Origin of the sequence: Sphingobium sp. AP49, assembly GCF_000281715.2 — a bacterium.
GTDB lineage: Bacteria > Pseudomonadota > Alphaproteobacteria > Sphingomonadales > Sphingomonadaceae > Sphingobium.
In genome coordinates this window covers 4,001,407-4,028,405 of the sequence record NZ_CP124576.1, presented here as the reverse complement: position 1 = coordinate 4,028,405, position 26,999 = coordinate 4,001,407, and the positions used below count along the sequence as shown (strand labels likewise).

At 63.4% G+C, this 26,999-nt stretch carries 22 protein-coding genes; 12 read left to right on the top strand and 10 right to left on the bottom strand.

Features of this window, described 5'->3' with window-relative positions; translation table 11 throughout:
- Nucleotides 1-62 precede the first annotated feature (62 nt).
- From nirB to PMI04_RS18945, 5 genes are read left to right on the top strand one after another with little or no spacing between them, the layout of a single operon-like run.
- Nucleotides 63-2,591, top strand: a complete 2,529-nt coding sequence (gene nirB / locus PMI04_RS18965; protein ID WP_007710502.1) for a nitrite reductase large subunit NirB — start codon at nt 63-65, stop codon at nt 2,589-2,591.
- Nucleotides 2,588-2,929, top strand: coding sequence for a nitrite reductase small subunit NirD (gene nirD / locus PMI04_RS18960; RefSeq protein WP_007710504.1), 342 nt, complete (start codon nt 2,588-2,590; stop codon nt 2,927-2,929). The genes nirB and nirD overlap by 4 nt, the downstream gene beginning before the upstream one ends.
- The gene (locus tag PMI04_RS18955) at nt 2,926-5,538 is read left to right on the top strand and encodes a nitrate reductase (RefSeq protein ID WP_007710509.1); all 2,613 of its coding nucleotides are present in this window, start codon (nt 2,926-2,928) and stop codon (nt 5,536-5,538) included. The genes nirD and PMI04_RS18955 overlap by 4 nt, the downstream gene beginning before the upstream one ends.
- Nucleotides 5,525-6,310: a uroporphyrinogen-III C-methyltransferase gene (gene cobA / locus PMI04_RS18950; protein WP_007710511.1), complete on the top strand. Its 786-nt coding sequence runs from the start codon at nt 5,525-5,527 to the stop codon at nt 6,308-6,310. The genes PMI04_RS18955 and cobA overlap by 14 nt, the downstream gene beginning before the upstream one ends.
- Entirely contained in the window at nt 6,307-7,482 is a 1,176-nt protein-coding gene (locus PMI04_RS18945; protein WP_007710522.1) for a molybdopterin molybdotransferase MoeA, read from the top strand. The genes cobA and PMI04_RS18945 overlap by 4 nt, the downstream gene beginning before the upstream one ends.
- Before the next feature lie 94 nt (nt 7,483-7,576).
- Here the strand turns inward: PMI04_RS18945 and PMI04_RS18940 are convergent, their stop codons facing one another.
- The 7 genes from PMI04_RS18940 to PMI04_RS18910 all read right to left on the bottom strand — a co-directional run bounded on the left by PMI04_RS18940 (nt 7,577) and on the right by PMI04_RS18910 (nt 14,939).
- Nucleotides 7,577-8,128 carry a hypothetical protein gene (locus tag PMI04_RS18940; protein WP_007710525.1) on the bottom strand — a complete coding sequence of 184 codons (552 nt, stop codon included), beginning with the start codon at nt 8,126-8,128 and terminating at the stop codon, nt 7,577-7,579.
- A 13-nt stretch (nt 8,129-8,141) separates the two neighbouring features.
- A complete protein-coding gene (locus PMI04_RS18935) occupies nt 8,142-9,365 on the bottom strand; it encodes a hypothetical protein (RefSeq protein ID WP_007710528.1) in 1,224 nt (407 codons plus the stop codon).
- Nucleotides 9,362-9,760, bottom strand: coding sequence for a hypothetical protein (locus tag PMI04_RS18930; RefSeq protein ID WP_157178123.1), 399 nt, complete (start codon nt 9,758-9,760; stop codon nt 9,362-9,364). Before PMI04_RS18930 ends, PMI04_RS18935 begins: the two co-directional genes overlap by 4 nt.
- Before the next feature lie 168 nt (nt 9,761-9,928).
- Nucleotides 9,929-10,609 (bottom strand): DUF3313 family protein, encoded by a 681-nt coding sequence (locus tag PMI04_RS18925; protein ID WP_007710539.1) that lies wholly within the window; start codon nt 10,607-10,609, stop codon nt 9,929-9,931.
- 136 nt (nt 10,610-10,745) lie between these two features.
- Nucleotides 10,746-12,716 carry a TonB-dependent receptor gene (locus tag PMI04_RS18920; protein WP_007710541.1) on the bottom strand — a complete coding sequence of 657 codons (1,971 nt, stop codon included), beginning with the start codon at nt 12,714-12,716 and terminating at the stop codon, nt 10,746-10,748.
- A 64-nt stretch (nt 12,717-12,780) separates the two neighbouring features.
- Entirely contained in the window at nt 12,781-13,890 is a 1,110-nt protein-coding gene (locus tag PMI04_RS18915; protein ID WP_007710549.1) for an ABC transporter substrate-binding protein, read from the bottom strand.
- A gap of 86 nt (nt 13,891-13,976) precedes the next feature.
- Nucleotides 13,977-14,939, bottom strand: coding sequence for a LysR family transcriptional regulator (locus PMI04_RS18910; RefSeq protein WP_238535920.1), 963 nt, complete (start codon nt 14,937-14,939; stop codon nt 13,977-13,979).
- Nucleotides 14,940-15,365: 426 nt separating this feature from the next.
- Here PMI04_RS18910 and PMI04_RS18905 point away from each other — a divergent pair, with 426 nt between their 5' ends.
- Together PMI04_RS18905 and PMI04_RS18900 are read left to right on the top strand one after the other, a co-directional pair.
- Nucleotides 15,366-17,867: a TonB-dependent receptor gene (locus PMI04_RS18905; protein WP_007710553.1), complete on the top strand. Its 2,502-nt coding sequence runs from the start codon at nt 15,366-15,368 to the stop codon at nt 17,865-17,867.
- Nucleotides 17,868-17,958: 91 nt separating this feature from the next.
- Entirely contained in the window at nt 17,959-18,162 is a 204-nt protein-coding gene (locus PMI04_RS18900; protein WP_007710555.1) for a hypothetical protein, read from the top strand.
- On the opposite strand, the gene PMI04_RS18895 is transcribed toward PMI04_RS18900, so the two are convergent.
- The 3 genes from PMI04_RS18895 to PMI04_RS18885 all read right to left on the bottom strand — a co-directional run bounded on the left by PMI04_RS18895 (nt 18,159) and on the right by PMI04_RS18885 (nt 22,972).
- Entirely contained in the window at nt 18,159-20,582 is a 2,424-nt protein-coding gene (locus tag PMI04_RS18895) for a glycoside hydrolase family 2 TIM barrel-domain containing protein (RefSeq protein ID WP_007710557.1), read from the bottom strand. The two genes, PMI04_RS18900 and PMI04_RS18895, sit on opposite strands and share 4 nt — an antisense overlap.
- A gap of 910 nt (nt 20,583-21,492) precedes the next feature.
- A complete protein-coding gene (locus PMI04_RS18890) occupies nt 21,493-22,512 on the bottom strand; it encodes a fatty acid desaturase family protein (protein WP_007710559.1) in 1,020 nt (339 codons plus the stop codon).
- 85 nt (nt 22,513-22,597) lie between these two features.
- Complete coding sequence (locus PMI04_RS18885) at nt 22,598-22,972, bottom strand: copper resistance protein CopC (protein WP_007710561.1); 375 nt, start codon at nt 22,970-22,972, stop codon at nt 22,598-22,600.
- Nucleotides 22,973-23,106: 134 nt separating this feature from the next.
- Here PMI04_RS18885 and PMI04_RS18880 point away from each other — a divergent pair, with 134 nt between their 5' ends.
- Genes PMI04_RS18880 through PMI04_RS18860 form a run of 5 tightly spaced genes read left to right on the top strand, consistent with a single transcriptional unit; the run spans nt 23,107 to nt 26,991 of the window.
- Nucleotides 23,107-23,367: a hypothetical protein gene (locus PMI04_RS18880; RefSeq protein ID WP_007710562.1), complete on the top strand. Its 261-nt coding sequence runs from the start codon at nt 23,107-23,109 to the stop codon at nt 23,365-23,367.
- 2 nt (nt 23,368-23,369) lie between these two features.
- Nucleotides 23,370-23,804 (top strand): periplasmic heavy metal sensor, encoded by a 435-nt coding sequence (locus tag PMI04_RS18875; RefSeq protein ID WP_007710565.1) that lies wholly within the window; start codon nt 23,370-23,372, stop codon nt 23,802-23,804.
- The gene (locus tag PMI04_RS18870; protein ID WP_007710568.1) at nt 23,801-24,376 is read left to right on the top strand and encodes an RNA polymerase sigma factor; all 576 of its coding nucleotides are present in this window, start codon (nt 23,801-23,803) and stop codon (nt 24,374-24,376) included. The genes PMI04_RS18875 and PMI04_RS18870 overlap by 4 nt, the downstream gene beginning before the upstream one ends.
- 6 nt (nt 24,377-24,382) lie before the next feature.
- A complete protein-coding gene (locus PMI04_RS18865) occupies nt 24,383-26,122 on the top strand; it encodes a copper resistance system multicopper oxidase (protein ID WP_007710570.1) in 1,740 nt (579 codons plus the stop codon).
- Nucleotides 26,119-26,991: a copper resistance protein B gene (locus PMI04_RS18860; RefSeq protein ID WP_007710571.1), complete on the top strand. Its 873-nt coding sequence runs from the start codon at nt 26,119-26,121 to the stop codon at nt 26,989-26,991. The genes PMI04_RS18865 and PMI04_RS18860 overlap by 4 nt, the downstream gene beginning before the upstream one ends.
- Nucleotides 26,992-26,999: the final 8 nt, after the last annotated feature.

The window sequence follows — 26,999 nt, the reverse complement described above, 5'->3', positions numbered from 1 at the left end:
GACTCCCGGTCTCTGTGCCGGCGGTCAGGATGGCGGCTTTTTTCTTTTCTGGAGTCACGGGGATGGAGTTTCAGGACGGGATTGAACCGGCGGCAGGCGGCGAAGGAGAGGCATTTCCTTCTGTCGATGCGCCGCGTGAACATCTGGTGGTGGTGGGCAATGGCATGGCCGGATGCCGCGCGGTCGAAGAACTGCTGGCGCGCGATGCGGGACGCTATCGCGTCACCATTTTTGGCGCCGAACCGCATGTGAACTACAACCGCATCATGCTCTCGCCCGTCCTCGCCGGGGAAAAGACGTTTGAAGACATCGTCATTAATCCACGCGCCTGGTATGAAGACAATGACATCGAACTGGTCGTGGGCGATCCCATCATCACGATCGATCGCGCCGCCAAGACCGTTACTGCACGCAGCAGCCGTACCGTCAGTTATGACAGGCTGCTGATCGCAACCGGATCCGATCCTTTCATCATCCCGGTTCCCGGCAAGGATCTGCCCGGCGTCATCAGTTTCCGCGACATGCAGGATGTCGACACGATGCTGGCAGCGGCCGAAGCAGGCAAGGCCCTGGGCGGCGGCAGCGCCGTGGTGATCGGCGGCGGCCTGCTGGGGCTGGAGGCTGCTCACGGCCTGACCCTGCGTGGCATGAAGGTAACGGTGCTGCACATCATGCCGACGCTGATGGAGCGGCAATTGGACGAGGCCGCTGCCTGGCTGCTGAAGAGTGCGCTGGAAGGCCGTGGCCAAACCATTTTGACTGGCGCGGACACGGCCGAAATCTATGGCGAAGGCAAGGTCGAGGGGGTGCGCCTGAAAGATGGGCGCGACATTCCCGCCAGTCTGGTCGTGATGGCCGTGGGTATCCGGCCCTCGGTCACGCTCGCCCGTGAGGCGGGGCTGGATGTCGGGCGCGGTATCAAGGTCGACGACCATATGGTCACCAGCGACCCGGCCGTTCTGGCCGTGGGCGAATGCGTCGAACATGATGGCAATGTCTATGGCCTGGTAGCGCCTTTATGGGACATGTGTCGCAGTCTTGCCGACGGTCTTACCGACCAACACAGCGGCTATAGGGGGTCGGTGACCTCGACCAAACTCAAGGTCGCGGGGCTCGACGTTTTTTCTGCCGGGGATTTTTCCGGCGGGGAAGGGTGTGAGGACATCGTCCTGCGCGATGCAGCACGGGGCGTTTACAAGCGCGTTGTCGTCAAGGGCGACCGGCTGATCGGGGCTGTACTCTACGGCGATACTGTCGATGGCGGTTGGTATTTCGACCTCTTGAAAAAGGGCGAGGATGTCAGCGATATTCGCGACCTGCTTATCTTCGGTCAGGCCTTCGCCTCGGGAGGAGGCGCGCTGGACCCTAAGGCGGCCGTTGCAGCACTCTCGGACGATACCGAGATTTGCGGCTGCAACGGCGTCAGCAAGGGACAGGTCGTCGCCTGCATCGAAGCTGGTGCCTGCAGTCTCGACGCCGTCCGAGGCGCGTGCAAGGCATCAGCCAGCTGCGGCAGTTGTACCGGCCTGGTCGAGACAATTCTGGCGGCCACTCTGGGTGAGGCGGTGCAATCCGGCCCCAAGACGCTCTGCAAATGTACCAGTTTTGGTCATGATGATGTGCGGCGCGAAATCGTCGCGCAAGGTATGCGCTCGATCCCCGAAGTGATGCAGAAGCTTCATTGGTTGACCCCGGATGGCTGTGCTTCCTGCCGCCCGGCGCTCAACTATTATCTGCTCTGCGCTTTGCCCGGCGACTATGTCGATGACCAGCAGAGCCGCTTCGTCAATGAACGCATGCACGCCAATATCCAGAAGGACGGCACCTATTCGGTGGTGCCACGCATGTGGGGTGGCCTTACCAACCCGCGCGAATTGCGGGCCATCGCGGACGTGGTCGAGAAATATGATGCGCCTATGGTGAAGGTCACCGGCGGGCAACGGCTCGATATCTTCGGCATCCGGAAGGAGGATTTGCCTGCCGTCTGGGCAGACCTGAATGCCGCTGGCATGGTTTCCGGCCACGCCTATGGCAAGTCGCTGCGAACGGTGAAAACCTGCGTCGGCAGTGAATGGTGCCGTTTCGGTACCCAGGATTCGACTGGCCTTGGTGTGAGGATCGAGCGGATGACCTGGGGATCGTGGATGCCGCACAAGTTCAAGATCGCTGCCTCGGGTTGCCCACGCAACTGTGCGGAGGCAACGATCAAGGATTTCGGCGTGGTGTGCGTCGACAGCGGCTATGAACTGCATGTTGGCGGCAACGGCGGCATCCATGTCCGGCCCACCGACCTGCTGTGCAAGGTTGCGACCGAACAGGAGGCGCTCGATTATTGTGCCGCCTTCATCCAGCTCTACCGCGAAGAGGCGCGCTATCTGGAACGGACAGCGCCCTGGATCGTGCGGGTCGGCGTTGACTATGTCAGGGATCGCATCGTCGCCGATGATGCCGGTCGCGAGGCACTGCGCGCGCGCTTCCTGTATGCGCAGAGCTTTAGTCAGGACGATCCCTGGGCCGAGCGTGCCGCCGGCGCCCATGCCGAATTGCACCAGCATATCGCCGAAGTACGCCCGATGGAGATTGTAGGATGATCGGAGAATGGCTCGACATTGGTCCGGTGGATCAGATCAGCGCTGGCAATGCGCGCACTCTGCCGGTGCGAGGCGGGGAAGAGATCGCTATCTTCCGAACCCAGTCCGGTGAATTCCACGCACTGGTCAATCGCTGTCCACATAAGCATGGACCGCTTTCTCAAGGCATCGTGCACGGCGGCGTCGTCACTTGTCCGCTGCACAACTGGCACATATCGCTCAAGACGGGCGAGGCCCTGGGTGAAGACAAGGGGTGCGTCCCGGTCATCCCGCTCAAGGTCGACGCCGGGCGCATCTTTCTGTTGCGTTCGGCGGTTATGGGGCAGCGTGCGGCGTGAGCGACGTCGCGATCCGCACTACCTGCGCCTATTGCGGTGTCGGCTGCGGTATCGTGGCGACGCCGACGGGCAGCCGGTCGGTCGATATCCGCGGCGATGCGAGCCATCCGGCCAATGCCGGGCGGCTGTGTTCCAAGGGCACGCATCTGGGTGAGACGGTAGGGCTTACCGGACGCCTGTTGCATCCGATGATCGGCAAACGCCGGTCCAGCTGGGACAAGGCCCTCGACCTGGTGGCAAAGCGCTTTCGCGAGACGATCGATCGCCATGGCCCAGACAGCGTCGCCTTCTATGTCTCGGGCCAGTTGCTGACCGAGGATTATTATGTCGCCAACAAGTTGATGAAGGGGTTCATCGGCTCGGCCAATATCGACACCAATTCGCGGCTTTGCATGTCGAGTGCGGTGGCCGGTCATAATCGAGCATTCGGCGAGGATGTGGTGCCTGCCAGCTATGCTGATCTCGATGAGGCGGACTTGATTGTTCTGGTCGGCTCCAACACCGCCTGGTGTCATCCGATCGTCTATCAGCGCATCCAGGCGGCACGTGGCGCACGGGGGACGAAGCTGGTGGTGATCGATCCGCGACGTACTGAAACCTGCGAGGGGGCCGACCTGCACCTGGCCGTCAAGCCCGGGACCGACGTCGCATTGATGACGGGGCTGCTTGCCTGGTGCGATGCTCAGGGAATCGTTGATCGGGCCTTTCTTGCCGATCATGTGACCGCGCCCGACGATTTTTGGGATCATGTCCGAACCGGCCATGATCTCTGGACGACGGCGAAGACCTGCGATGTCGCACCCGCCCAGCTCCAGCAATTCTATGAGCTGTTCGCCGCGACGCCACGCACCGTTACCCTCTTCAGCCAGGGTATCAACCAGTCGATCCGTGGCACCGATCAGGTCAATGCGATCATCAACGTCCATCTTGCCACTGGCCGGATCGGCAAGCCGGGCGCAGCGCCTTTCTCGATTACCGGCCAGCCCAATGCAATGGGTGGACGCGAAGTTGGCGGCCTGGCTTCGACACTGGCCGCGCACATGGATTTCGCACCGGACAATGTGGCGCGGGTTGGGCGTTTCTGGGCAGCGCCGCACATGGCGACCAAGCCCGGTTTGAAGGCCGTCGATCTGTTTCGCGCGATCGACGAGGGGCGCATCAAGGCGTTGTGGGTGATGGCGACCAACCCGGCTGTCTCGCTACCGGATGCCGGGCGGGTTCGTGCGGCGCTGGTGGCTTGTCCCTTCGTTGTGGTGTCGGACATCATCGCCGACACCGACACCAGCGTCCATGCCCATATCCGTCTGCCGGCGGCCGGCTGGGGCGAAAAGGACGGTACCGTCACCAATTCGGACCGCACCATCAGCCGCCAGCGCCCGTTCCTGTCCTTGCCGGGCGAGGCGCGGCCGGACTGGTGGATCGTCAAGGAGGTCGCCCGGCGCATGGGATGGAAGAGCGCCTTCTCCTATGATCGCCCGGCCGACATCTGGCGCGAACATGCCCGCCTGACCGCCTACCGGAATAATGGAAGCCGCCTGCTCGATCTGCGCGCCTGGGCGGCGATCGGCAATGATGCCTATGACGCCATGATGCCGTTCCGTTGGGGGGGCACACCCTTCGCCGATGGTCGTTTCCCGACCGTCGATGGCAAGGCGCGGCTGGTGCTGACCAGGCAGATGGATGTTCAGGGACCGCTGCGCGACTGGCCGATGACACTCAACACCGGTCGCTATCGCGATCAGTGGCATACGATGACCCGTACGGGTCTGGCACCCAAGCTCGCTCGCCATCGCGAGGAGCCGCTGGTCGAGATCCATGCCGATGATGCGCAGGCGCTAGGCCTGGCGGACCGCGACTTGGCCCGCGTCTCGACCGCCCAGGGGGCCAGCCTGTTCCGTGTGGCGATCAGCGATGGGCAGCGGGTCGGAGAAATCTTCGCCCCGATCCACTGGACCGACCAGATCAGCAATGGCGGCCGTACAGGCCTGCTGCCACGTCCGCTGGTTGACCCCCATTCAGGTCAGCCAGGCTTCAAGTCGACCCCCGCACGCGTAGAGAAGGTCGCGACCGAATGGAGGGGCTTTCTGATCCTGCGTGGTCATGATCCTGTCCAGCCGCCTTGCCTCTGGTCGACGCGGGTGACCGTTGCGGGCGGGGCGCTTTATGAACTGGCGGGCAATGGCGATGCCGCGCGGCTGGAGGCCTGCTTGCCCCGGGGCGATCGGGTCGAGGCGATCGACACGACGCGCGGTAGCCGCCGTGTGGCCATCCTGCGCGATGGTCGGCTGGCGGGTGTGCTGTTTGTTACACGGACCGGCCTGCTGCCCTCGCGCGACTGGCTGATCGGCCAGCTTGAGGCGGCAGCGGTAGGCGCAACGGTGCTGGCGGCGCGCGGTCCGGGTAGCCAGCCCGACAAAGGCGCGACTATTTGCATCTGCTTCGATATCGGTCTCAACCAGATCGTTACGGCCATCCGCGACCAGAATCTGGTTGACGTGCCGGCGATCGGCGCCGCCTTGGGGGCCGGCACCAATTGTGGATCGTGCCGCCCCGCGCTTGCCAAGATTCTCGACCAGGCTCGCCAGGAGACCCCGCATGCTGCCGAATGAACTCATTGCCTCGGGTGAAGTGTGGCTGGTGGGGGCCGGCCCGGGCGATCCCGATCTGCTGACGCGCAAGGCCGAGCAATTGATCCGATCGGCAGATATCATCTTCTACGACGCGCTAGTCGGCCCCGGCATAGTTGATCTCATTCCCGCCGGTGTCGAGCGCGTGGGCGTCGGCAAGCGGTCCGGTCGCCATAGCAAGCCGCAGAATGGCATTAATGATCTGCTGCTCGCGGCGGCCAGGGCCGGCCAGCGTGTCGTACGGCTCAAGGGAGGCGATCCCTCGGTCTTCGGTCGCTCTGCGGAGGAGATGGCGCACCTCACCGCCAATGGAATCCGGGTCAGTATCTGCCCTGGCGTAACGACCGCCAGCGCGGCGGCCGCCAGTGGGCGCGCATCGCTCACCCTGCGCGGGATTTCGCGCGGACTGACGCTGGTGACCGCCCATCTGCGGGCCGGTGAGCCGCTCCAACTCGATTGGAATAGTCTTGCCAGCGCAGGCAGCACCCTCGGTATCTATATGGGACGCGCCGCTGCCGGTGAAATCAGCCGCTCCCTGATTCTGGCCGGTCGCGATCCCGACACACCCGTTCTGGTTGCCGTCAATGTCTCCTTGCCTAACGAAAGGCTGATCCGGGGTAAGCTCGGGGCGCTTGCCTTCCTGGTGCGGGCGATCAGCGACGAAGATCCGACCCTGTTGCTGATCGGTGAGGCAGTGGCGCCGCCTGCAGGCCAGGCGCCGGCTCTTAGCCGTGCCGATGGGATTCCGGCATGACCGCGCTTCCCGCCTTTTCGATCGACGATGCCGAAGGCCTGATTCTCAGCACCATCGCCGGAACGAACGCGCATGAAATGGTGATGCTCGACGCTGCGGCCGGCCGCTGCACGGCGGCGGCGGTTTTCGCCACGGCCGCCCAGCCCCGCTTCGATGCGGCGGCGATGGATGGTTGGGCGATCTGTGCCGGCGCCGGCGCTGCCTATCACATCGTCGGCGAAAGCCGGGCGGGATGGGGCTTTGCCGACAGGCTTGCGCCCGGGCAGGCCGTGCGCATCTCTACCGGCGCGCCGATGCCTGCCGGTGCAACGGCGCTGGTGCGGCGCGAGCGGGGCCGGATTGCGGGGCAGATGTTGCAGGTGGAGGATTGTCGATCGGGCCGCGATATTCGGCCGCGGGGGTGTGATTTCCACGCCGGCGACCTACTCGTGCCGGCGGGCAAGCGGCTTGATCCGCTCGATCTTGCGCGTATGGCTGCCTCGGGGATCGATCGGCTGGCGGTCTGGCAACGACCACAAGTAGCCATCCTGGCTACCGGTGATGAAATTACCCCGGTCGGCGTGGCGCCCGACGCTTTTGGCAATCATGACGCCCTGTCCCCCGCATTGCAGGCGCGATTGACCCAACTCGGCGCGCAGGCCACGCATCTTGGCATCGCCCGGGACGACGATGGCGATATCGCCGATCGCATAGCCGCGTCGGATGCGGCCCTGTTCCTCGTCGTGGGGGGCGCATCCGGTGGCCGGCACGACCGGGTACGCGCGGCTCTGTCGGATGCCGGCCTGTCAGTATTGGTGCCCCATGTTGGCATGCGGCCGGGGAAGCCCTTCTGGTTCGGACGGCTCGCCAGGGGGTGCTTCCTGTTCGGATTACCGGGCAATCCGGTCGCGGCTTTGGTCGCGCTGGAATTGTTCGTCGTGCCGGCTCTACGCGCATTGCAGGGCCTGCCTGCCCAGCCGGACTGGATCGATGTCGCGATGCCCGACGTGCCGGTTGTCGCTGGCCACGAGCATGTGCGGTTCGCGCATATGGGCTGGAGCCGCCAGGGTGTGTTGCAGGTGGAACCCCTGGGCCAGTCCGACAGTGCCGCCCTGCGTCCGCTACTGGGTGCCAACGCGCTGTTGCGGCAGCGCCCGCAAGGGCAGGCGCAGCTTCTACCGATCCATGCGTAGGAATCGTGCGTGGGCACACCACTGACCGATGCCAATCTTTGCCCTTTCATACTCCCGTGCCGGATGACAGGCCGGGGCGGATATGGTCCGAAATTCAGTCCGGCGGGGTTAGAAGCCGGTCAATGTCGGCGGAACGCAGCTTGGCTCCGTTCGATGGGGTGGGCGTACCAACGATCGACGATGTGGGCGCAGCCTTGGGGGTGAAGATCTGCGCAAGCTGATTGAAGGCATAGGGCGCGAACAGCGCCGATCCGGCCATCAGGAACTGCCCGCAATCGGCAATAACTTGCGCGATCGCGGTGGGCGCCACCCAAATGGAGGCCAGGACGAAAAAGCCGATGCCCCATAGAAAGGCCGTGAGATAGGCGACCCCGATCAACCCTGCCAGCCGGCTGAAGCTGGTCGGTAGGCTCTCGTCATCGGCAAGGCCACCGGGCATCGCGCGTAGCATGCTCTTGTCGGACAGCACATCCTTGAACGAGGCATGTTTGTAGAGGGCGATGCCCACCGCCACGAGAGTGGCCAGGCAATAGATGCCGAGCCCGATCGCCTGTCCCGCGATGGGCTGGATATAATAGCCTGTATAGTCGATGCCTGTGGAGTTGGCGATCGGCGCTGCAGCCGAAAGCATGATGTGAGAGATCATCCTCATTCTCCCTTCATTGGCCGATCGATGGCTTTTCAAGAAAGGCCCATTTCAGTTTGATGCCGGCCGACACGTCATTGCCGCCGACCCGCTGTCCGCTCGATCCGCCGATGCTGCCACCCAGCCAGACCTTGTCGGCGATCTTGATATCGGCTGTCGCGGCATAGAGGACATAGTCATCCCGGCCGGAGGAGGAGTAGTCGGCATGCTGATAGGCCGCTTCCGCGCCGAAGATGACGCCGTTGAACGCTCCCGAAATCAGCCTGCCGCCCACGTTCCACCGGTTCCGTCGCAGGAAGGCGCCATCTACATTGGGATCGGCAACCGATTCATGATGGCGATATGTCGCGCCTATGATGAGCCGGTTATCGGCCTTCATATCGCTGGGCTTCGCACCGAACAGGTTTCCCAACCCTTGCGAGAACAGCGCCGTGCCGACGAAGCCCTTGCTCTTGAAATCGTTGGTCTTGCCGGTTTCGCTGACGAAAAGTGGCGCAAAGCCGATCTGTACGGTCGTACCCTTGGTCAGGCGTGGTGCAGCCAGCTCGCCACATTTTTCGGCAGCTGCATCATAGGTCCTTGCCAGTTGGTCCCGCATGGCGATCGCGGCTGTGTCTCCGGCGTCCGCCGGGCGCAATATATCCCCTTCGTTACGTACGGCAGCAAAGGCCTTGTTCAGGCAATCATTGAGTTTGCTGTCGGCATAGGGATCGGACGTGTCGATCAGGCGCCATACGAAGCCAAGGGTTGCCTTGGCGGACTTGTCCTTGTCGGATCCCTTGGTAAGCGCTGTGGCGATCTCGAAACGGGCGACGGTCCGGACCAGTCTGTCGGAGACATAGTTGTCATAGCTGACCCAGCTAGGGGCAAACAGCTTGGCGGGCGAAAATTGTACGGCGAAACCCGTCTGGCTGTTGCCGGCCGGGTCGATCCCATTGAGGATACCTACACCGAGCTTTTTGAGCGTTTCGGGATGGGATATCTGGCTGCTGGTCACACCCAGCGCATCGAAGCCGGGGGCATCTGGGCTGATGATGTCCTTGGCGATCGCGCCGAAGCTGGGGGATGCGGGTGCGTCCTTGGCTCCTGCGGCGTCTGCATTCCCGGTTTCTGCTCCGCTATTGGACGGGACCGTCTGTGCATGGAGGCCGATCGGTTGTGATGCCGCCAATGTACCGATGACAAGCATATATCGGCCCGCAATGCGCCGGGATACGAGGGTGGCGGCGGCGGTCATGATGCCTCCACCTCGAAATCCAATTGTTGCAGGACATGGGGCTGGTCCACAGTCCCGTTTCCGGATCGCTGGCTGCCGCTGATGGGCAGCTCGTTCGCGCAGGAGAATCTCGCCTTGACGCTATAAGGATCGGCTTGCGCGAAATTCACCCGCATGACGAAAAAGACGATGGCGATCTGCCTGCCGATCAGGTCCGCGCAGTCGCCGATCCCGATCAGTTGATTAACGGTGCCGCCTGATTGATCATCGAATGTCGCCACCCTTTGCCAGGGGCCATAGCCTCCGCCGGGATTGGGCGCGCGTGTGCTGACCGACCAGAAGGTCTTTTGTACCGGGCTGACGGATATCCTTACCGATAAAAGTCCACCAGCCAAATCAACCGTCATGATAGCCATGCCTGCCCCCATTTGATGCAGTCATGCTCTTGGTCAGAGCGATTTCATCTGCATGGGATCATGGCATGGAATCGATAGATTCAGCCGATTGTCTTGTTCATATCGGACATATACTGGAATATGTCCGATATAATCTCGTAAAATTACAGATATGTGTTGGATATCAGATCATTTTTTCTGCATGCCGGTTGTATCCACGGGGGAGATATTCTTCAGTTCGGTCAACCCTTCTGCACTGGCCTTCGCCCAGCGAGCAAAAGCCTGCTCGAAATCGGAGCTATTGGTGACGCTGTTGCGGATATAGGTATGCAGGTCGTCGAGCGTCTGGCGATCGATGCCCCGGCCGAGCAATGATCCGCTGACCGAATCATAGGCTTGCAGTACCAGCGTGGCTTCGCCGGCGTCCTGCGAGAAGGTGTAGACGCGACCGGCCGTCATGGCGTCGGGGGCGTTGACGTCCAGATTCACGATTCCCGTGGTCAGCCTTAGCACGTCCGGCCCGGGCGTGGTGACAACCTGATAGCCGGCCTTGGTATAGGCTTCGACGAACAGTTTCTGGAAGCCTTTCTGCGCTTCGTCGAGGATGCGGCGGACATCCGAATCATCGACCCGGTTGCTGATGTCGGAATGATCGCGCTGCCAGTTCTTGCGGAAGCTGACCTCGGTTGGGTCCAGCATCACCTTGGTATAGACGCGGAAGTCGGCGCCTGGTCGAAGATAGACAAGCTGCAGCTTCTTGGCCTTGACCTTGACCAGCCCATCCCAATTTTCCGGGGGTGCCGCGCCCATGACCGGGACGGCGAGGGCCAAGCCGCATGCCGCCAGAGTTGTGACGAGAATTTTCTTCATGGCGATCTTCTCCGCGCAGTCGATCGCATGATCGTGGTAGCCTTGCGCGCCCGTAACCATCGGGACAAACCCGCAGTTTGTCCTGGGAAGAGGACGGGAGGGGCGTGCCTATTGCGCACGCCCCATCGTCGCCGTGTCAGAAACGCACGCCGATACCCATCCATATCCGGGCCGGATCGATCATATAGGCGGCGGTGTCATAGTGCAGCCGCTTGTCGAGCAGGTTCTGCACCCCGCCATGGAAGGTGAAGGCGGGGTTGATCTTGTAGGAAACGCCGACGTCCACCACCGTATAATCGGGCGCAACCACCGATTCCCCGCTGATCTGCGCTTCGGTCACGGCTTCCTCGCCGCGATAGACCGCGCGAACAAAGGCCGACAGCCGCTGGTCAGGTCGCCAGTTGAGCGAGGCGCTCGCTTGCTGCTTGGGCGTATCATTCAGCGCCGCGCCGACATTGGCGCCCGATAGCTGTTCGGAATCCGTCAAGGTGCCGCTTGCGTTCAGCTTGAGCGTCCGGGTCAACGGCAGGTCCACCGACAATTCGATGCCGCGCACCTTGGCCTTGTCGACATTGACATAGGTCGTGGGTGGGCGGCCGATCGTGCTCAGTGGTTCGTCGACGCACCAGGCCCCCGCCTCTTCACAGGTCACGCGGGTAATCTTGTCATTGAAGCGGGTGTCATAGGCGGTCAGGCTGGCGTTGAGGCCGTTGCCATTGGAAAAGAGCAGCGCTGCCTCGATCGTTCTGGAGGTTTCTGCTTCCAGGTCGGGATTGCCATAGATGGTGCCGCCGCGGCTGGTCTGGCCCCAGTCGGGCAAGGTCTGGCGGAGGCCGGGTGCGCGGAAACCCTGGGAATAGCCGCCCTTCAGGGTGAACTGGCGATTGATGTTCCATACCGCATAGGCGCGCGGGGTCCAGTGCGTGCCATATTGTTCGTCATTGTCCATGCGAATGCCGCCGGTCAGCGCCAGTCCATCAAGCAGTTTCAGTTCATTTTCGGCGAACAAGGCCCAGGATGTGCGGGTCGTCCCGGTGGTGGTGGAGCCCGATAGCCGGTTGCCGGTCAGGTCGGTCAGATCCTCGTAACGATAGAAGCCGCCTACCGTCAGCGTGTTCGACGGCAGCGGGATCACCCACAGGCTTTGGGCGACCATATTCTCGACCTTCTTCTGGGATTCGACATTCTCCGCATCCTCATATTGCACATAGGATTCAGAACTGGCGAAACCCCATTTGCCGCTGTGGCTGACGGAGGCAACCTTGCGTTTTTGCGTCTGCGAGGATTCAAGGCCCAGCGGCGCGGTATCCGACACCTCCACCGTCTCGCCGGCGGTGGTCGTCACCTTCTGCCGATAATAGCCCGCCTCCAGCAGGATATCGTGGTTCGCGCTCAGTGCGAAACCGACCTTGCCGGCCAAGCTTTCATCATGCCGCTCGGGCGTGCCGCCAATGACCTTGTCGCCTTCGCGTCGGCTCATCGATCCCTGTAATTGCACGCCGATGCCCTGCGTTACCGGCCCGGACAGATAGAAATTGCCGTCGCCGACATTGCCATAGTCGCTGCTCAACTGCATCGTACCGTTGACCCGCGCGCTGCCGCGCCATTTGTCGCTGATCCGGCGGGTGATGATGTTGACGACGCCGCCCATCGCATCCGATCCGTAGAGCGATGACATCGGGCCGCGGACGATCTCGATCCGTTCGATCGCCTCGAGTGGCGGCAACTGACCGCCCTCACTGATATTGCCTCCATTGGTGCGGGATTCGCGCGATGACAGCCGCTTCCCGTCGACCAGGATCAGCGTATATTGGGGCGCCATGCCGCGAATGGAGATGTCGCGGCTATTGCCCTCGCCCGGGGTCACGGTGACGCCAGGCACCTCCATCAGCGCATCGGTCACTTCGCGATAGGGCATCGCTTCCAGAGTCTCGCGGGTAATGACGCTGATCGAAGCTGGTGCGTCGCGCACTTCCTGCTCGCGCCCCGCGGCGGTCACAACAATCTGGCTGGAATCTTGGTCGGCCTCTGCGGCCATGGCGATATTCTGCGCGATGGTCAGGGCGATGAGCGCGGCGCTCGCGCGCAGCATGTGGATGGATGACATTTTATTCCCCTGTTTTGGAAAACCGTGATCGCGGCAGCGTGCGCGATGTGGGCGAAGCTCGGCTTCAGGGCCGCTGTTCGACCCAGTAGGTGCCGCCGGGTGCGATGCCGATGAAGCCAAAGGCCTGTGCCAGCGTATCGGCCGGATCGATGGTGGCGAAGCGGTCCGCATGGAAATGCCGGGCCATCGCCTGCACCACCGCCACGTTGAAGGGATGGTTGTAGAAATTGTGCCATACGGCCATCGCCCGGCCATTGCTCAAGGCAGGGAGGCCGACCAGGTCTTCGCGTGTGGCGGTCAAGGTCGCCATTGCCCGGCGGGCGGTCGCGGCATCGACGCCCCGTCCCAGCGGTACGCCGCCACTGGCTGATCCGGCGACATAGAAGGCGGGGTTGGCGGCACGGATCTGATCAGCGCGCACCCGCCCGAGCGGCTGGTCATGGATCGCACTGCCGACATTGATCGCACCGGCCGCTTCGATCAATTCGCCATAATTGCCCCTGCCTGGTGTGCCGCAGCATGGTGTCGCCGCGCTCGCGCGCATGTCCATGAAGGCGCGGGGGCGCTGCTCGGCTGTCAGGCTGGCGGTAATGTCGGTGACACGCGCCATCTGCTGGCGATAGAAAGCCACAAAGCCGTTATGGTCTGCATCCTGACCCAGGGCCGCGGCGATCGCACGCAGGCTGGTCAGGCTGTTGGGGCCGGGATGGCTGCGGAAATCGGTCAACACCACCGGCACGCCCGCTGCGATCAGCGCGCTGGCCAGGCTATCCTTGCGCGGTGCGGCGTCGCTGCCCGCCAGGATGGCGAGGTCAGGTTTGAGCGCCAGCACAGCCTCCTTGTCGAGGCCTGCAATCTCCCCGAATTGGATCGCCTGCGCGGCGGCGAGGGCAGGATAGCGGATCGTCAGCAGGGCAGCACCTGCCTTGTCACGGGCGCTGAAATCGGCGCCGATAGCGACAATGCGACCGGTTCCACGATCATCGGTGCCCGATGCGCCCTCGATCGCCATGACGGCATGGAGGAGTGGGCCAGAGCCAATGATGATGCGCTGCGGCTTCCGGGCAGGCGCGGTAATGAGCCGCCCGGCGGCGTCAGTTGTGTCAGCCAAGGCCGAATGCGCGGTGACCAATAATGTGGTTGCCGCCAGCAGAGCGGAAAGCAGGCGTGTCATATGGCCTCTTTTGCAATCGATAGTTAATTGCAGTGGGCCATTGTCAGAATCGTTGGTCGCCGCCAAATATCGATATTGGATAAGGGTTATGCGGCTTTGCTATGCACGGCGGCTGGTGTCTCGCCAGCGCCGCAATGGGTCGCAAGCATGTCGCACAACCAGGCGATCGCCGGGTCGCGGTGCGACCGCTGGTTCCACAGCAATCGATAACCAAAGCTGCCGATCACATCGGGCGCGGGCAGGCAAGCGAGGTCATGCGCCTGTGCGATCGCCCGCGCCGCCCGTGTCGGCAATGTCATCAGAGCGCCCGATTGCTGGATCATATGGGGCGCCGCCTGGAAATAGGGCAGGCGGGCGATGACCCGTCGGAGCGGCGCCCGGTCGCCAAGCCGCACCTCGATCCGGTCGAAGCCGCTGTCGCCCACGACAAAGCTGATATGCGGACAAGACAGGAAATCCTCGATGGACAGCGGCTCATCGACGGGATGGCGGGACAGGGCATGGTGGCGATCGACAACGCAACTGAATGTTTCGGTAAACAGAAAGCGTTCATAAGTCTGGGCCGGATCGGGATCGAGCCCGCTGATGATCAGGTCGATCTCGCCCGCTGTCAGCCGGGCTACCATATCCCCGGTAAGCGGTTCGATATCGATCGCGGCGCCGGGTGCCGTCCGGGCGATCTCGGCTAGGGTCGGCGCGACCACCGCTGCCACGCCGAAATCGGTGGACGCAACGCGAAAGCGCCGCTCCAGCGTCGCCGGATCGAATCGCGGCGGCTCCAGTAGCCCGGCGGTGGTCGCCAGCCAATCCTGCAGCGATGGCCCCAGTTCTTCCGCCCGCCGGGTCAGTTCCATGCCCCCGGCCGTGCGCACCAGCAGGGGGTCGCCCAGCAATGCACGCAATTGTGCCAGCGATCGACTGACCGAGGGCTGGCTGACGCCCAGATGCTGTGCTGTACGGGTGACGCTCTTGGTGCGTAGCAACAGGCCAAGGACCACCAGCATATTGAGGTCGAAATGCGCGCCGCCCAGCAAAAACTGTCCTGCCATATAAAAAGATAATGCGGCGCATTCTTAATAATTGGATTGATCCCCGTCCACATCAGTTATGTTTCCAAGGCGTTTCAGTAGGATAATAAAGGATGCAGAGAGGACGGGGTTGCTGGCGCATCCATGCCTTGACAGGCGCATCTGTGCAGATTTATGAACTAGTATATATCATATATCTGGTTGGATGGCGGTATTCGGCCCGTTCATGTGTTGCGGTGCTGAAGCGTCGATTGGCCAGGAAACCAGGTTTGAATACCAGGATGTCCAGATGCGGAACAGCGATCAAGCCATAGTGCGGCTGTGAGCATTGTGTCTCGGGACACATGGCGGACAAGGAAGGCAAGATATGGTGCCCGGCACCGGGCATCCAAGGGCCGCGACAGCGCATAACAGTCACAAGGCTGCGCGGGAAAATGGGAGGATGCCATGAAGTTCCGATTCCGGACATCGCTTTTCTGCGCCTCGTCGATTTGCGCTGCGGTCCAGGCCGCACCGCCTGCCTTTGCTCAACAGGCCTCGCCCAGCCTCACCCAGGATATTATCGTCACGGCGCGGCGGACCGAAGAGAGGCTGCAGGACGTTCCGATCTCCATCACCGTGTTCAACCAGGAACAACTCGCCAACCGCAACGTCGTCAATGCCCAGGATCTTGCGGCCTATACGCCTTCTCTCTCGGCCAATGGCAATTTCGGCAGCGAGAACAGCAGTTTTGCTATTCGTGGTTTTGCGCAGGATATTGGCACCGCGCCGTCGGTGGGCGTCTATTTCGCCGACGTCGTCGCTCCCCGAGGCGCCTCCAATGGTCTGCCTTCGGGCGACGGTGCCGGCCCTGGTGCCTTTTTCGACCTGCAGAATGTTCAGGTCCTCAAAGGGCCTCAGGGTACGTTGTTCGGTCGCAACACGACCGGCGGTGCGATCCTGTTGGTGCCGCAGCGGCCAACGGAGGAATTTGGCGGCTATGTAGAGGGATCGCTGGGCAATTATGACATGTGGCGCGGGCAGGCCGTGCTCAACATGCCACTGGGCGACCGTGCACGGATGCGCATCGGCATCGACCGGCAGAAGCGCGATGGCTATATGCGCAACGGCAGCGGGATTGGTCCCGATCGGTTCGGCGATGTGGACTATTATGCGCTGCGCGCCAGCCTGGTGGTCGACCTCACGCCCGACCTTGAAAACTATACCATCGCGTCCTACACCAAATCAAAGAATAACGGGCCGATCCAGAAGCTGGTCGCCGCGACCGAGGGCGGTCTTGGCGGCCTGGCGCTTGAACAGCTCTCGCGGCAGGGCACGGGCTTCTATGATGTCATGCAACAGATCGCGCAGCCCTATTCGCGGACGGAGCAATGGCAACTGGTCAACACCACCACCTGGCAGGCGAGCGATACGCTGACGATCAAGAATATCGTGAGCTATGCCCAGTTGAAGCAGAAGATGAATGCGCCGTTGTTCGGCACCGATTTTGAGGTGAATTTCGGTGCGATCAACCCGCTTCTCGCACCGCTCGGCACCTACCATCTTCCCTTCACCACGGTCACCTCGATTGCCGGGCTCAACACCGCCAACCAGTCGACTTTCACCGAGGAACTGCAGTTGCAGGGGCGCTCGTCCGACGGCAAGCTGAGCTGGCAGGCCGGCGGCTATTTGGAGGTCAGCGAACCGCTCGGCTATAGTGGTAGCCAGTCGCCCTTCCTGGCGTCGTGCATCGATTCCAGCATGTTTCAGTGCACCGACCCACTCGGTTTCCTGTCGAATCTCGACCCAACCATCCCGGCGGTGGCCAAGCCGATCCATGCCGGCACGGTGAACTATACGATGGGGCGGACCAATTTCCACAATGTCGGTCTCTATGCCCAGGCGACCTACGCACTGACCGACCAGTTCAAGCTGACCGGCGGGTTTCGCTATACCTGGGATCATTCGCGCAACACCAGCGATCAGCGCACCTATCTGCTCGCCTATCCGCCCAATTATGGGCCATTTAATCCAGTCCAGCCCTTCCGCTGCACCAATCCGCAGGCGGCGACAAACAACTGCGTGTCACATTATTATCAATCGTCGGAAAAGCCGACATGGCTGATCGACCTCGACTATAATCCCATTCAGGATGTCCTGCTCTATGCGAAATATGCGCGGGGCTATCGTGCCGGTACGATCGCGCCGAACATCACCGCGCCGCTCAACATCGTGAAGCCGGAAAAGGTCGACAGCTATGAAGTCGGTCTCAAGACCAGTTTCAGCGGAGCGGTGCGGGGCACCTTCAACCTGGCCGGCTTCTACAATGATTTCAGCAACCAGCAACTGCAGGTCGGCTTCAATGCCAAGCCATTGTCGGGCCAGGCCTCGACCGCTGCGCCGGTCAATGCCGGCAAGTCGGAAATCTGGGGGCTGGAAGCCGATGCGTCGCTGATGCTGTTCAAGGGCATGGTGCTGGAGGGCGGCTACACCTATCTGCGCACGAAGATCAAATCGGTGCCGGATTTTTCCAGCTTCAACGATCCCAATTTCGATCTCGCCGCGCCGTTCCAGCCGGGCGATCCCGAAGTGCTGTCGCCCAAGCATAAATTCACGATCGGCGCGACCTACACACTGCCGTTGGATGAAAGTATCGGCCAGATTTCCTTTGGCGGCAATTTCACCCACCGATCCAGCATGCTGGTCAACTATACCGACCGGACCAATCCCGATCCGGCGATTGCTGCGCTCAGCACGTTGGCGCCGCTGGACCTGCTCAACCTTAATGCCAGCTGGAACAATGTCGCTGGTGCGCCGGTCGACCTGTCCTTCTTCATGACCAACGTCACCAAGGAAAAATATTATAGCTTTGTCGCGGGCCTCGGGTCGCCGAGCGTCAACTTCGAGACCGCAACCCTGGGCGAGCCGCAAATGTACGGTGCCCGTGTGCGATTCCGCTTTGGGGGATGAGCGAGCGCTGACGAAGGGATATTTGATCCAGATCTAGGACGGCGCTTCCGGCGGCTGGTAGATTGCATGCCAATCAAGCGGAGTCGGTTCGATGGACGTGATCACGGATGCTGCCTATCTGTTTCGCCGGTCGCGCGACGAGACGCGCAAAGCCGACGAAGCCCGTGCGCGCGGCGATGCGGTGTGCGTGATTGCTGCGCACAATGAACTGGCGCTGCGCTACAAGGTCCGCGCCCTGTCGCTGTCCAGCGGCGCGGTTCCCTGCATCGACGCGACCGGGCGACGACCGGCCTAATCCTTCTCGCCTTGCAGGCTGATGCGGCCGGGTTTCAGCCCCGGCGCGCTGATCTGCAGGTCTATCGCACCCGCCTTGCCGGTGCCACGCAGGAAGGCGACCGCCTTGCCGCCCATCGCTGCGCGCTGCAGCGCGCCAAAGGCAGTGTGATCGGTGACGCTGCCATTGTCGAACGCCACCACGCGGCCCGGTCCGGAGATCGTCGCGGTCAGCATCGACGTCGCGCCGGGCACCAGCACGCCTTTGGCATCCACCACTTCGGCCCGCACCGCGACGACATCGTCAAAGCCGCCGCCGACGGCCCTGGCCTCCGGCACCAGCCGGATCGCGGCGGGCGCGCCGGCACTGCGCAGCACGTCCTCCGCGATCCTGGCGCCGCCGCGATAGCCGACCGCGCGCAACTCGCCCGGCGCATAATCGACATCCCATGTGATCGCGCTGTCGTCTGCGTTGCGCGGCTTGCGTCCCAGTGACTTGCCGTTGAGGAACAGCTCGACCTCGTCGCTGTTGCTGTAGACCTCGACCTTTTCCTTGTGCGCCGCGCGATTGTCGGGCGACCAGTCGGTCAGCGCGCCCGGCCCCTTGGGCTGGGGCAGGGCGATGCCGACCATGGTGGGCATTTCGCTGATGTCGATCACCTCGGTTACGCGCCGGGCCAGCTTCACCACCGGTTTTTCTGACCACCAGCTCGCCCGTTCCCAGCCGATCGGCTTCACCCCGTCGACCCGGTCGACCAGGCCCGACGGGTTGCTGATCGCCGGCCAGCCGGCCCGGTCCGCCTCACCCAGATAGTCGACCCCGGTCCACAGGAACATGCCGGCATAGGCCGGGTCGTCGCGCACCACGAGCCAGCTTGACCGGTTCTTGCTGTTTTCGGTGCCGATGATCTTGCGGCTGGGCTTGTCGGCATGCGCCTTGGCCAGTTCATTCTCGCGATAATTCTGGCCCACCACGTCCAGCAGGTCGGCAGTGCCATTCTCATAATCATGGGTGGTGTTGGGGCGGAACAGCGCCATCGTCACCGGCCGGGTCGGATCCTCCGCATGGAAGATATCCTGCAAGCGGGTGATGATCGACTGCGCTACCAGCGGATAGGGCGTGTCGTGAATCTCGTTGCCGATCGACCAGATCACGATGCTGGGATGGTTGCGATCGCGCCGCACGAAATCGCGCGCATCGATCGACGACCAGTCGGTGAAATAGAGATGATAATCCTGCGGATTTTTCGCCACCGTCCACATGTCGAAGCCCTCGTTCATGACGATGAGGCCCAGCCGGTCACACAGGTCGAGAAATTCGGGCGAGAAAGGATGATGGGCAGTGCGCACCGCATTGACGCCGAGCGCCATCAGCCCCTTGAGCCGCCGTTCATAGACGGCCAGCGGCACCGCCATGCCGAACGGCCCGCCATCGGCATGGATCGCCACGCCCTTCAGCTTGATGTTGCGGCCGTTGAGCCAGAAACCGCTCGCCGCCTCGAACCGGGCGTCGCGCATGCCGAAGGGGACGCGTTCCTCATAGAGCAGCCGGCCGTCGGTGGCGCGGACGCGCAGCAGCGCCTGGTGCATCGCCGGGTCGCCAATATCCCAGCGGCGTGGATCGGCGAGGGTGCCGCCGACATCCATCTGCGTCGCGCGGCCGGCGGGCAGGCTGATCGTCTGGCCGGTGAAGGTCGCGAGGCTGCGACCATCCGGCCCCTCGATCACCGCCTCCAGCCGCGCCTCGACCGGGGCACTGCCCTGGTTCATCACGCTGCTGCCGATGGCAAGGTCGGCGCTCTTCGCGTCCAGCTTTGCTACACGCACAGTGCTGCCCCATGTTTCGGCATGGACATCGCCCAGGGTGAGGATGCGGACATGGCGGTAGATGCCGCCGCCCGCATACCAGCGCGAGGCCGGCTGGGAGGAAGTGTCGGCCCGCACGGCCAGCACATTCTCCTGCCCAGCGGGTTTCAGATGTTGGGTGATCTCGTAGCGGAAGCTGGCGTAGCCGCTCGGCCGATGGCCGACATGCTGGCCGTTGATCCACACCCCCGACCGCTCCATCACGCCGTCGAACTCGACGAAGACGCGCTGGCCGGCGCTGGCGGGCGGCAGGGTGAAATGCTTGCGATACCAGGCGACGCCGGTGGGCAGGAAGCCGCCCGATCCGGTTGCGGGCGCATGTTCGTCGAACGGCCCGGCAATCGCCCAGTCATGCGGCAGGTCGACCGACTGCCAGCCGGTATCAGCAAAACCGGGCTGCTCGGCGGTCGCGACATCGCCCTGATGGAAGCGCCAGCCGGCATCGAAATTCTCGGCGCCGGTCGGCTGGGCGAAGGCGACGACCGGGCCACCGACCGCGATCAGCAGAGCCAGGGCGAGCCCTGCGGCGCTCCGCCCGATCAGACCCCGAACCCGCTTGCCCCGTTCGCTCGCCATATCGGCCTCTCTCCTGAATATGCCCACTATATGGAACTTGGTAATTATATGTGGATCATTGGCTACAGGAGCGACAGGCTGATGCCAAGCCCATTTGGCATGGGGCGCGGGGCAGGGCGACGCGACAATAGATTCGACCCCGAAGTTCACAGTGTCGTCGGCCGATTTGGGCGAAATGCGCCGTCCGCGCACCGGTGACGCGTCCGCCACGCGACAGCGACGCGACGGTCGGGTCACGATGACGCGTGTCCGGACGCGCCGCCGACGCGACAGCCAAGCGACAGTGAAGCGACAGTGAAGCGTCGGTGGGGCTGCCGTAACGCGACAAGGGGGGAGGCAGGGCCATCCGACAGGGTAGATCAGAGAAAGCCGGAGTAGGAAAGGCTATGGCGGGAAGCGATCATTTGTTGCCGCTTAGACGATCCAGTTCTAATCCCGATTGCGGACATGGGCGCGGCAGCATAATTCAGCCTCATGATTGGACCGCATCCCTTGGGACATTGGACAGGCGCAGGCTGTAAGTCAGCACTCCAGCACTTGGCAGCTAATCGTCGATATATGGTTGTTTCAGAGTTTGTCGATTTTGACGGACACGTTCACAGAGAAGGCGAGGCATGGACCTTTCTTGGTGCCAGCTACCTACCCTATGACGATGGCCAATCACTTTTCGTTTCGCCGGATGGAAAATCTGAGTGGCATATCCGCTTACAATGGCGACCTGATGCGCAGGGGCACATACTGGATCATTTTGAGCGATACATTCAATTAGAGGAAGTCGGCTAACACGCTCTACGGAGCCTTTAGCAGGCAGTCCGCAATCCACCCAACTCCGTCATCCCAGCCTGTGCTGGCATGACGGTAGAAAACTGGCCATTGCCGAATCTCCCACCATCACCCGCCCTGCCAACGGTCAGGGCTGTGCTTCGGAACGGGCGGCGAGCGGGGTGGTGGCGGTGCTGGCCTCGGTCGGCGCCATCAGTTCCCTGATCACGCCCCAATAGCCCCGCGTGATATGCGCGCCCGCCGCATAGGTCGGGTCGGTCATCAGATGCAGGTGCAACCGGCGCAGATTATGCCCCGGCACCGACGGGAACAGATGATGTTCCAGATGATAGCTGACATTGAACGGGCCGATCAGCACCCGGTCGAGCAGGGTCGGGATGACCGTGCGGGTGCCGCTGATCTCCTTCTCGTCGGTGATGCCATTATGTTCGGCCGCCGCCCGGATCCGGTTGAAGACATTGACCCAGATGAATTGCGGGATCAGGAACAGGCCCAATATCTGCCAGCGCCAGGGCGACCAGAGGACCAGGCCATAGACCAGCACGGCCCAGACCACGTACCGGATGCGCAGCGCCAGCCGATAGTCGAAGCCGAAGCGCATCGGATTGTGGAAATTGGCGATCGGCGCCCAGATCCGGCCGGCCCGGGCGACGCGATAATAATTGAGACCGGTCACGCTGCGCAGCAACAGCACGAGCATGCCGCGCCCGTCCTTGGGGAAATGCTGGTCGGGATCCTTGCGCTGGACGCGATAGTCGAAATCGCGGACCGTATTGGTATGGCGATGGTGCACCATATGGGCGACGCGATACAGGTCGACGCTCAGCGCCAGCGGATAGGCGACGAACAGGTCGCCGATCAGGTCATTGGCGCGGCGATTGCTGAACAGCATATTGTGGCAGGCTTCGTGCATCATCACCGCCAGGCACTGGATGCGCGTGCCGATGACGACCCCGGCGAGCAGATAGACCGGCCACCGATCGACCCGGATCGCGATCACGCAGGCGGCGATCATCACGATCCATTGGAACAGCAGCAGCAGCGCGTTGCGGCGGTTGGGGACGACGGACAGGTCGCGGATCAGCGGCAGGGTGCCGCGCCGCGAATAGCGATAGCCAGGCGCACGCTCCTGGGCGGTGTCTACCATGGAAACCTGTCTCCGAATGCCGCGCCAGTCCGCCGCCAATGCTATGATTGGCGCGAACCGGCGTCAAGCATCGCCCCGCTGTGACCTATCGCACCGTGAAGCTATATTGGCCGCTGACCGTCTGATGGTCATGGCCCATCACGCTCCAGCTAAGGTCATAGCTGCCGCTCGGCAGCGCGCGGGGCAGAGTGACGACCAGCCCCTTCCCGTCGGCGGCCGGGGCGGTGGTGAAGCCCTTGATCGGCATCGGCGGATGATCGGCCATGCCCGGCATGCCGGTCATGGTGAGGGTGATGCTGCTATGATCGGCCTGCAGCGCTTCGGAGAAGGCGAGGGTCAGCTTCATCGGCTTGGCGACGCTGGCATTGGCGGCGGGGCTGGCGGCAACGAGCTGAGGCTGGGCCAGCGCGGCACCCGGCAACGCGACGAGGGCAAGGGCGAACAGGGGCAGGCGGAACATCGGCATCTCCGAAAAAGGCGCATTTGAAGAGGAATACGCATTGTCCTGTCGCATCCCTCATTCCTCACGCTATTTTGTCTGAGGGATGGGCCGGCCCGATGCGTATCGTCAGGCAGGACAGGAAGGACGGGACCATGGACGATCTGGATGACAGGCTGGCCGGGCTGCGCGATGCACCGGCGACGGCGCGCTTCGACGGGTTGGAGGAGGCGGTGATGCAGGGGCTGGACCGCCGCCGCGAACGCAGCGTCGCGCGGCGCAGCCTGATGCTGGCCGGCGTGATGGCGATCGGCATCGGCTGGATCGGCAGCACCGTTCCCGCGCAGCCGGCGCAGGCCGCGCCCGTGCTGATCGGCATGTCCGACTATGCGCCCTCGCGCCTGCTGGAACGATAAGGATGGGCAGACGCTATTGGCTGGTGGCGCTGGTCGCCTTTGCCGCGGCGCTGGCGGCCGTGCTGGTCGCGCGCATCTGGCTCGCGCCCGCGCCGCCGGTGGAGAATGAGGTGCATGCCTTGTTGCATGAGCGGCTGACGCTCGACGCGGGGCAGAAGCAGCGCATCGCCGATCTGGAAGCCGCCTTCGCGCAGCGCAAGGCCGCGCTCGACGCGGAGATGCGGGCCGATAATCAGCGGCTGGCCGCCGCGATCGCCGCCGAACATGGCTATGGCCCGCGCGTCGCCCGGGCGGTCGACCGGTCGCACCAGGTGATGGGGGAATTGCAGAAGGAGACATTGAAGCACATCTTCGCGATGCGTGGCGTGCTGCGCCCCGATCAGGCCGCGCTGTTCGACGCGGCGGTGGTCAAGGCGCTGACCCAGCCTGTCGGGTGATAGCCGACGATCCCGATGATGCCACGCTGGCGGCGCAGGCGCTGGCCGGGCGACAGGCGGCCTATGGCGCGCTGATGCGGCGGCATCGCGATGCCGTCTATCGGCTGGCGCGCGGCCATGTCGGCGATGCCGACGCGGCAATGGACATCGTGCAGGAAAGCTTCGTCGCCGCCTTTGCCGCGCTCGCCCGCTATGATGGGCGCCGGCCCTTTCGCGGCTGGATCGCACGGATCACGATTAACAAATGCCATGACTGGGCGCGCCGCCGTGCCGTCCGCCGCTTCTTCAGTTTCGCCCGGCCGATCGAGGATGCGGCCCATGTCGCCGACGCGGCGCCCGATCCCGAACAGGCAGCGCAGTCGCGCGCCGGGGTCGCCCGGATCGGGGCGGCGGTGGCGGCGCTGCCGGTGGCGCTGCGCGAGGTGGTTTTGCTGCGCGGGATCGAGGGCATGAGCCAGGCCGAGGTCGCGACGATATTGGACATCAGCGAAAAGGCGGTGGAAACCCGCCTCTATCGCGCCCGCAAGCAATTGCAGCACATGTTGAGGGAAAGCGACGCGGCGCGCGTATAAGCGGATATGACCGATACGCCCTGCTTCTCCCTCGACCGCCGCAGCCTGATCCGGGGTGGCGCCGCCCTCGCGATGGCCCAGACCTTGCCCGGCTGGGCCGCCACCGGCACGCATGGCGCCGCGCAGGGCGCGCTGTCGGGCGAGACGATCGCGCTCAGCATCGGCGACGGGCATTTTGCGACCGGTGGCCGATCGGCCCATGCGATCAGCGTCAATGGCGGCACGCCCGCGCCGCTCATCCGCCTGCGCGAGGGGCAGGCTGTCAACATCGCTGTCACCAATCGACTGAAGGAGGATAGCTCGATCCACTGGCACGGGCTGATCCTGCCCTTCCAGATGGACGGCGTGCCGGGCATCAGCTTCCCCGGTATCGCGCCGGGCGAAACCTTCATCTATCGCTTCCCCGTGCGGCAGGCCGGCACCTACTGGTATCACAGCCATTCGGGCATGCAGGAGGCGATGGGCCTTTATGGGCCGATCATCATCGATCCGGCCAATCCCGATCCGGTGGCTTATGACCGGGAGCATGTGATCCTGCTCGCCGACTGGAGCCCGGTTCATCCGCACAAGCTGCTGCAAAGGCTGAAGCAATCGGGCGGCTATTACAACATGCAGCGCCAGACGCTGGCCGGGTTGCTGGCGGGCAAGGACCAGGCCCTCAAAGACCGGATCGATTGGGGCGAGATGCGCATGGACCCGACCGATATTTCCGACGTCACCGGCGCGACCTACAGCTATCTGGTGAACGGCATGGGCACGGCCGAAAACTGGACCGGTCTGTTCGTGCCGGGCGAGCGGGTGCGGCTGCGCATCATCAACGCGTCGGCGATGACCAATTTCAATGTTCGCCTGCCCGGCCTGCCGATGACTATCGTCCAGTGCGACGGGCAGGATGTCCAGCCGGTCGAGACCGACGAGTTCCAGATCGGCATTGCCGAAACCTATGATGTGATCGTCCAGCCCGGCGAGGCGAGGCCCTATGCCCTGATTGCCGAGGCGATCGACCGGTCCGGCCTGGTCCGCGCCACCTTGGCGCCGCAGCTCGGCATGGTCGCGCCCGTGCCGGCCCGGCGCGCCCGGCCGCTGCTGGGCATGAAGGACATGGGCATGGACATGGGCGGCATGGACATGGGCCACGGTGGCGTGATCGACCTCAGTCAGCCAGCCAATGACGCCATGAGCGGCCACAGCATGAAGATGCGCGACAAGTCGGTCGCGCCGGGCGTGAAAATGGGGCCGGGCGTCGCCACCCTGTCGCCGATGCCGGCCGATCGCACCGCCGACCGGCCGACGGGGCTGGAGCATGTCGACCATCGCGTGCTGACCTATGCCGATCTGCGGTCGCTGACGCCGAACGCCGACCTGCGCCCGCCGAGCCGATCGCTCGACATCCACCTGACCGCGAACATGGAACGTTATATGTGGTCGTTCGACGGGGTGAAGCTGTCGGAAGGGGCCGAGCCGATCGCCTTCCGCCATATGGAGCGGGTGCGCGTGACGCTCATCAACGACACGATGATGCCGCATCCCATCCATCTGCACGGCCATTTCTTCGAACTGGTGACCGGCGAGGCGGCGCATAATCCGCGCAAGCATACGGTGAATGTGCTGCCCGGCGGCAAGCTCAGCTTCGACCTTACCACCGATGCGCTGGGCGACTGGGCCTTCCACTGCCATATGCTGATGCACATGCATGCCGGGATGATGCGGGTGGTGACGGTCCGCCATGGGGAGGACGCGGCATGAGGCTGATCGCGCTCCTGCTGCTCGCCGCCGCCGCGCCGGCGCAGGCCCAGACTGTCGATCACAGCCAAATGGATCATGGGGCAATGGGTCATGCCCAGAATCCAATGGCGCCGGCTGCCGACGCCGCGATCCCGCAGGGCACGCCACCGCCAGTGCCGACCGATCATGCCGCCGACGCGCTCTATGATCCCGCCGCCATGGCCCGCGCCCGCGCGGCGATGATCGCGGAAGGGGGCGGCATGACCTATTCGCAATGGATGCTCGATCGGCTGGAATATCGCGCCGGCAAGGGCGCGGATGGCTATGCCTGGGAGGGCGAGGGCTGGATCGGTGGCGACATCAACCGCTTCGCGGTCAAGAGCGAGGGCGAGGGGAGGTTTGGCGGATCGCTCGAACGGGCCGAGGTGCAGGCGCTCTACAGCCGGGCGATCGATCCCTGGTTCAACCTGCAGGCGGGCGTGCGGCAGGATTTCGGCGAAGGGCCGGACCGCAGCTATGCGGTGATCGGCATCGACGGCCTGGCGCCCTACTGGTTCGAGGTCGGGGCCGAAGCCTTCCTGTCGACCAGGGGCGACGCCCATCTGCGGCTGGAGGCGAGCTATGACCAGCGCCTCACCCAGCGGCTGATCCTGCAGCCCGCCGCCGAGTTCAATCTGGCGGCGCAGGATGTGCCCGAACTGGGAATCGGCGCCGGTCCGTCCGATATCGAGCTGGGGCTGCGGCTGCGCTACGAGATTGCCCGCGAATTCGCGCCCTATGTCGGCGTCAATTGGGAGCGCAAGCTGGGCGATACGGCCGATTATGCCCGTGCCGCAGGCGACAAGCCGTCGGCCACCAGCCTGGTGATCGGCCTGCGCGCCTGGTTTTGAGACTGGCT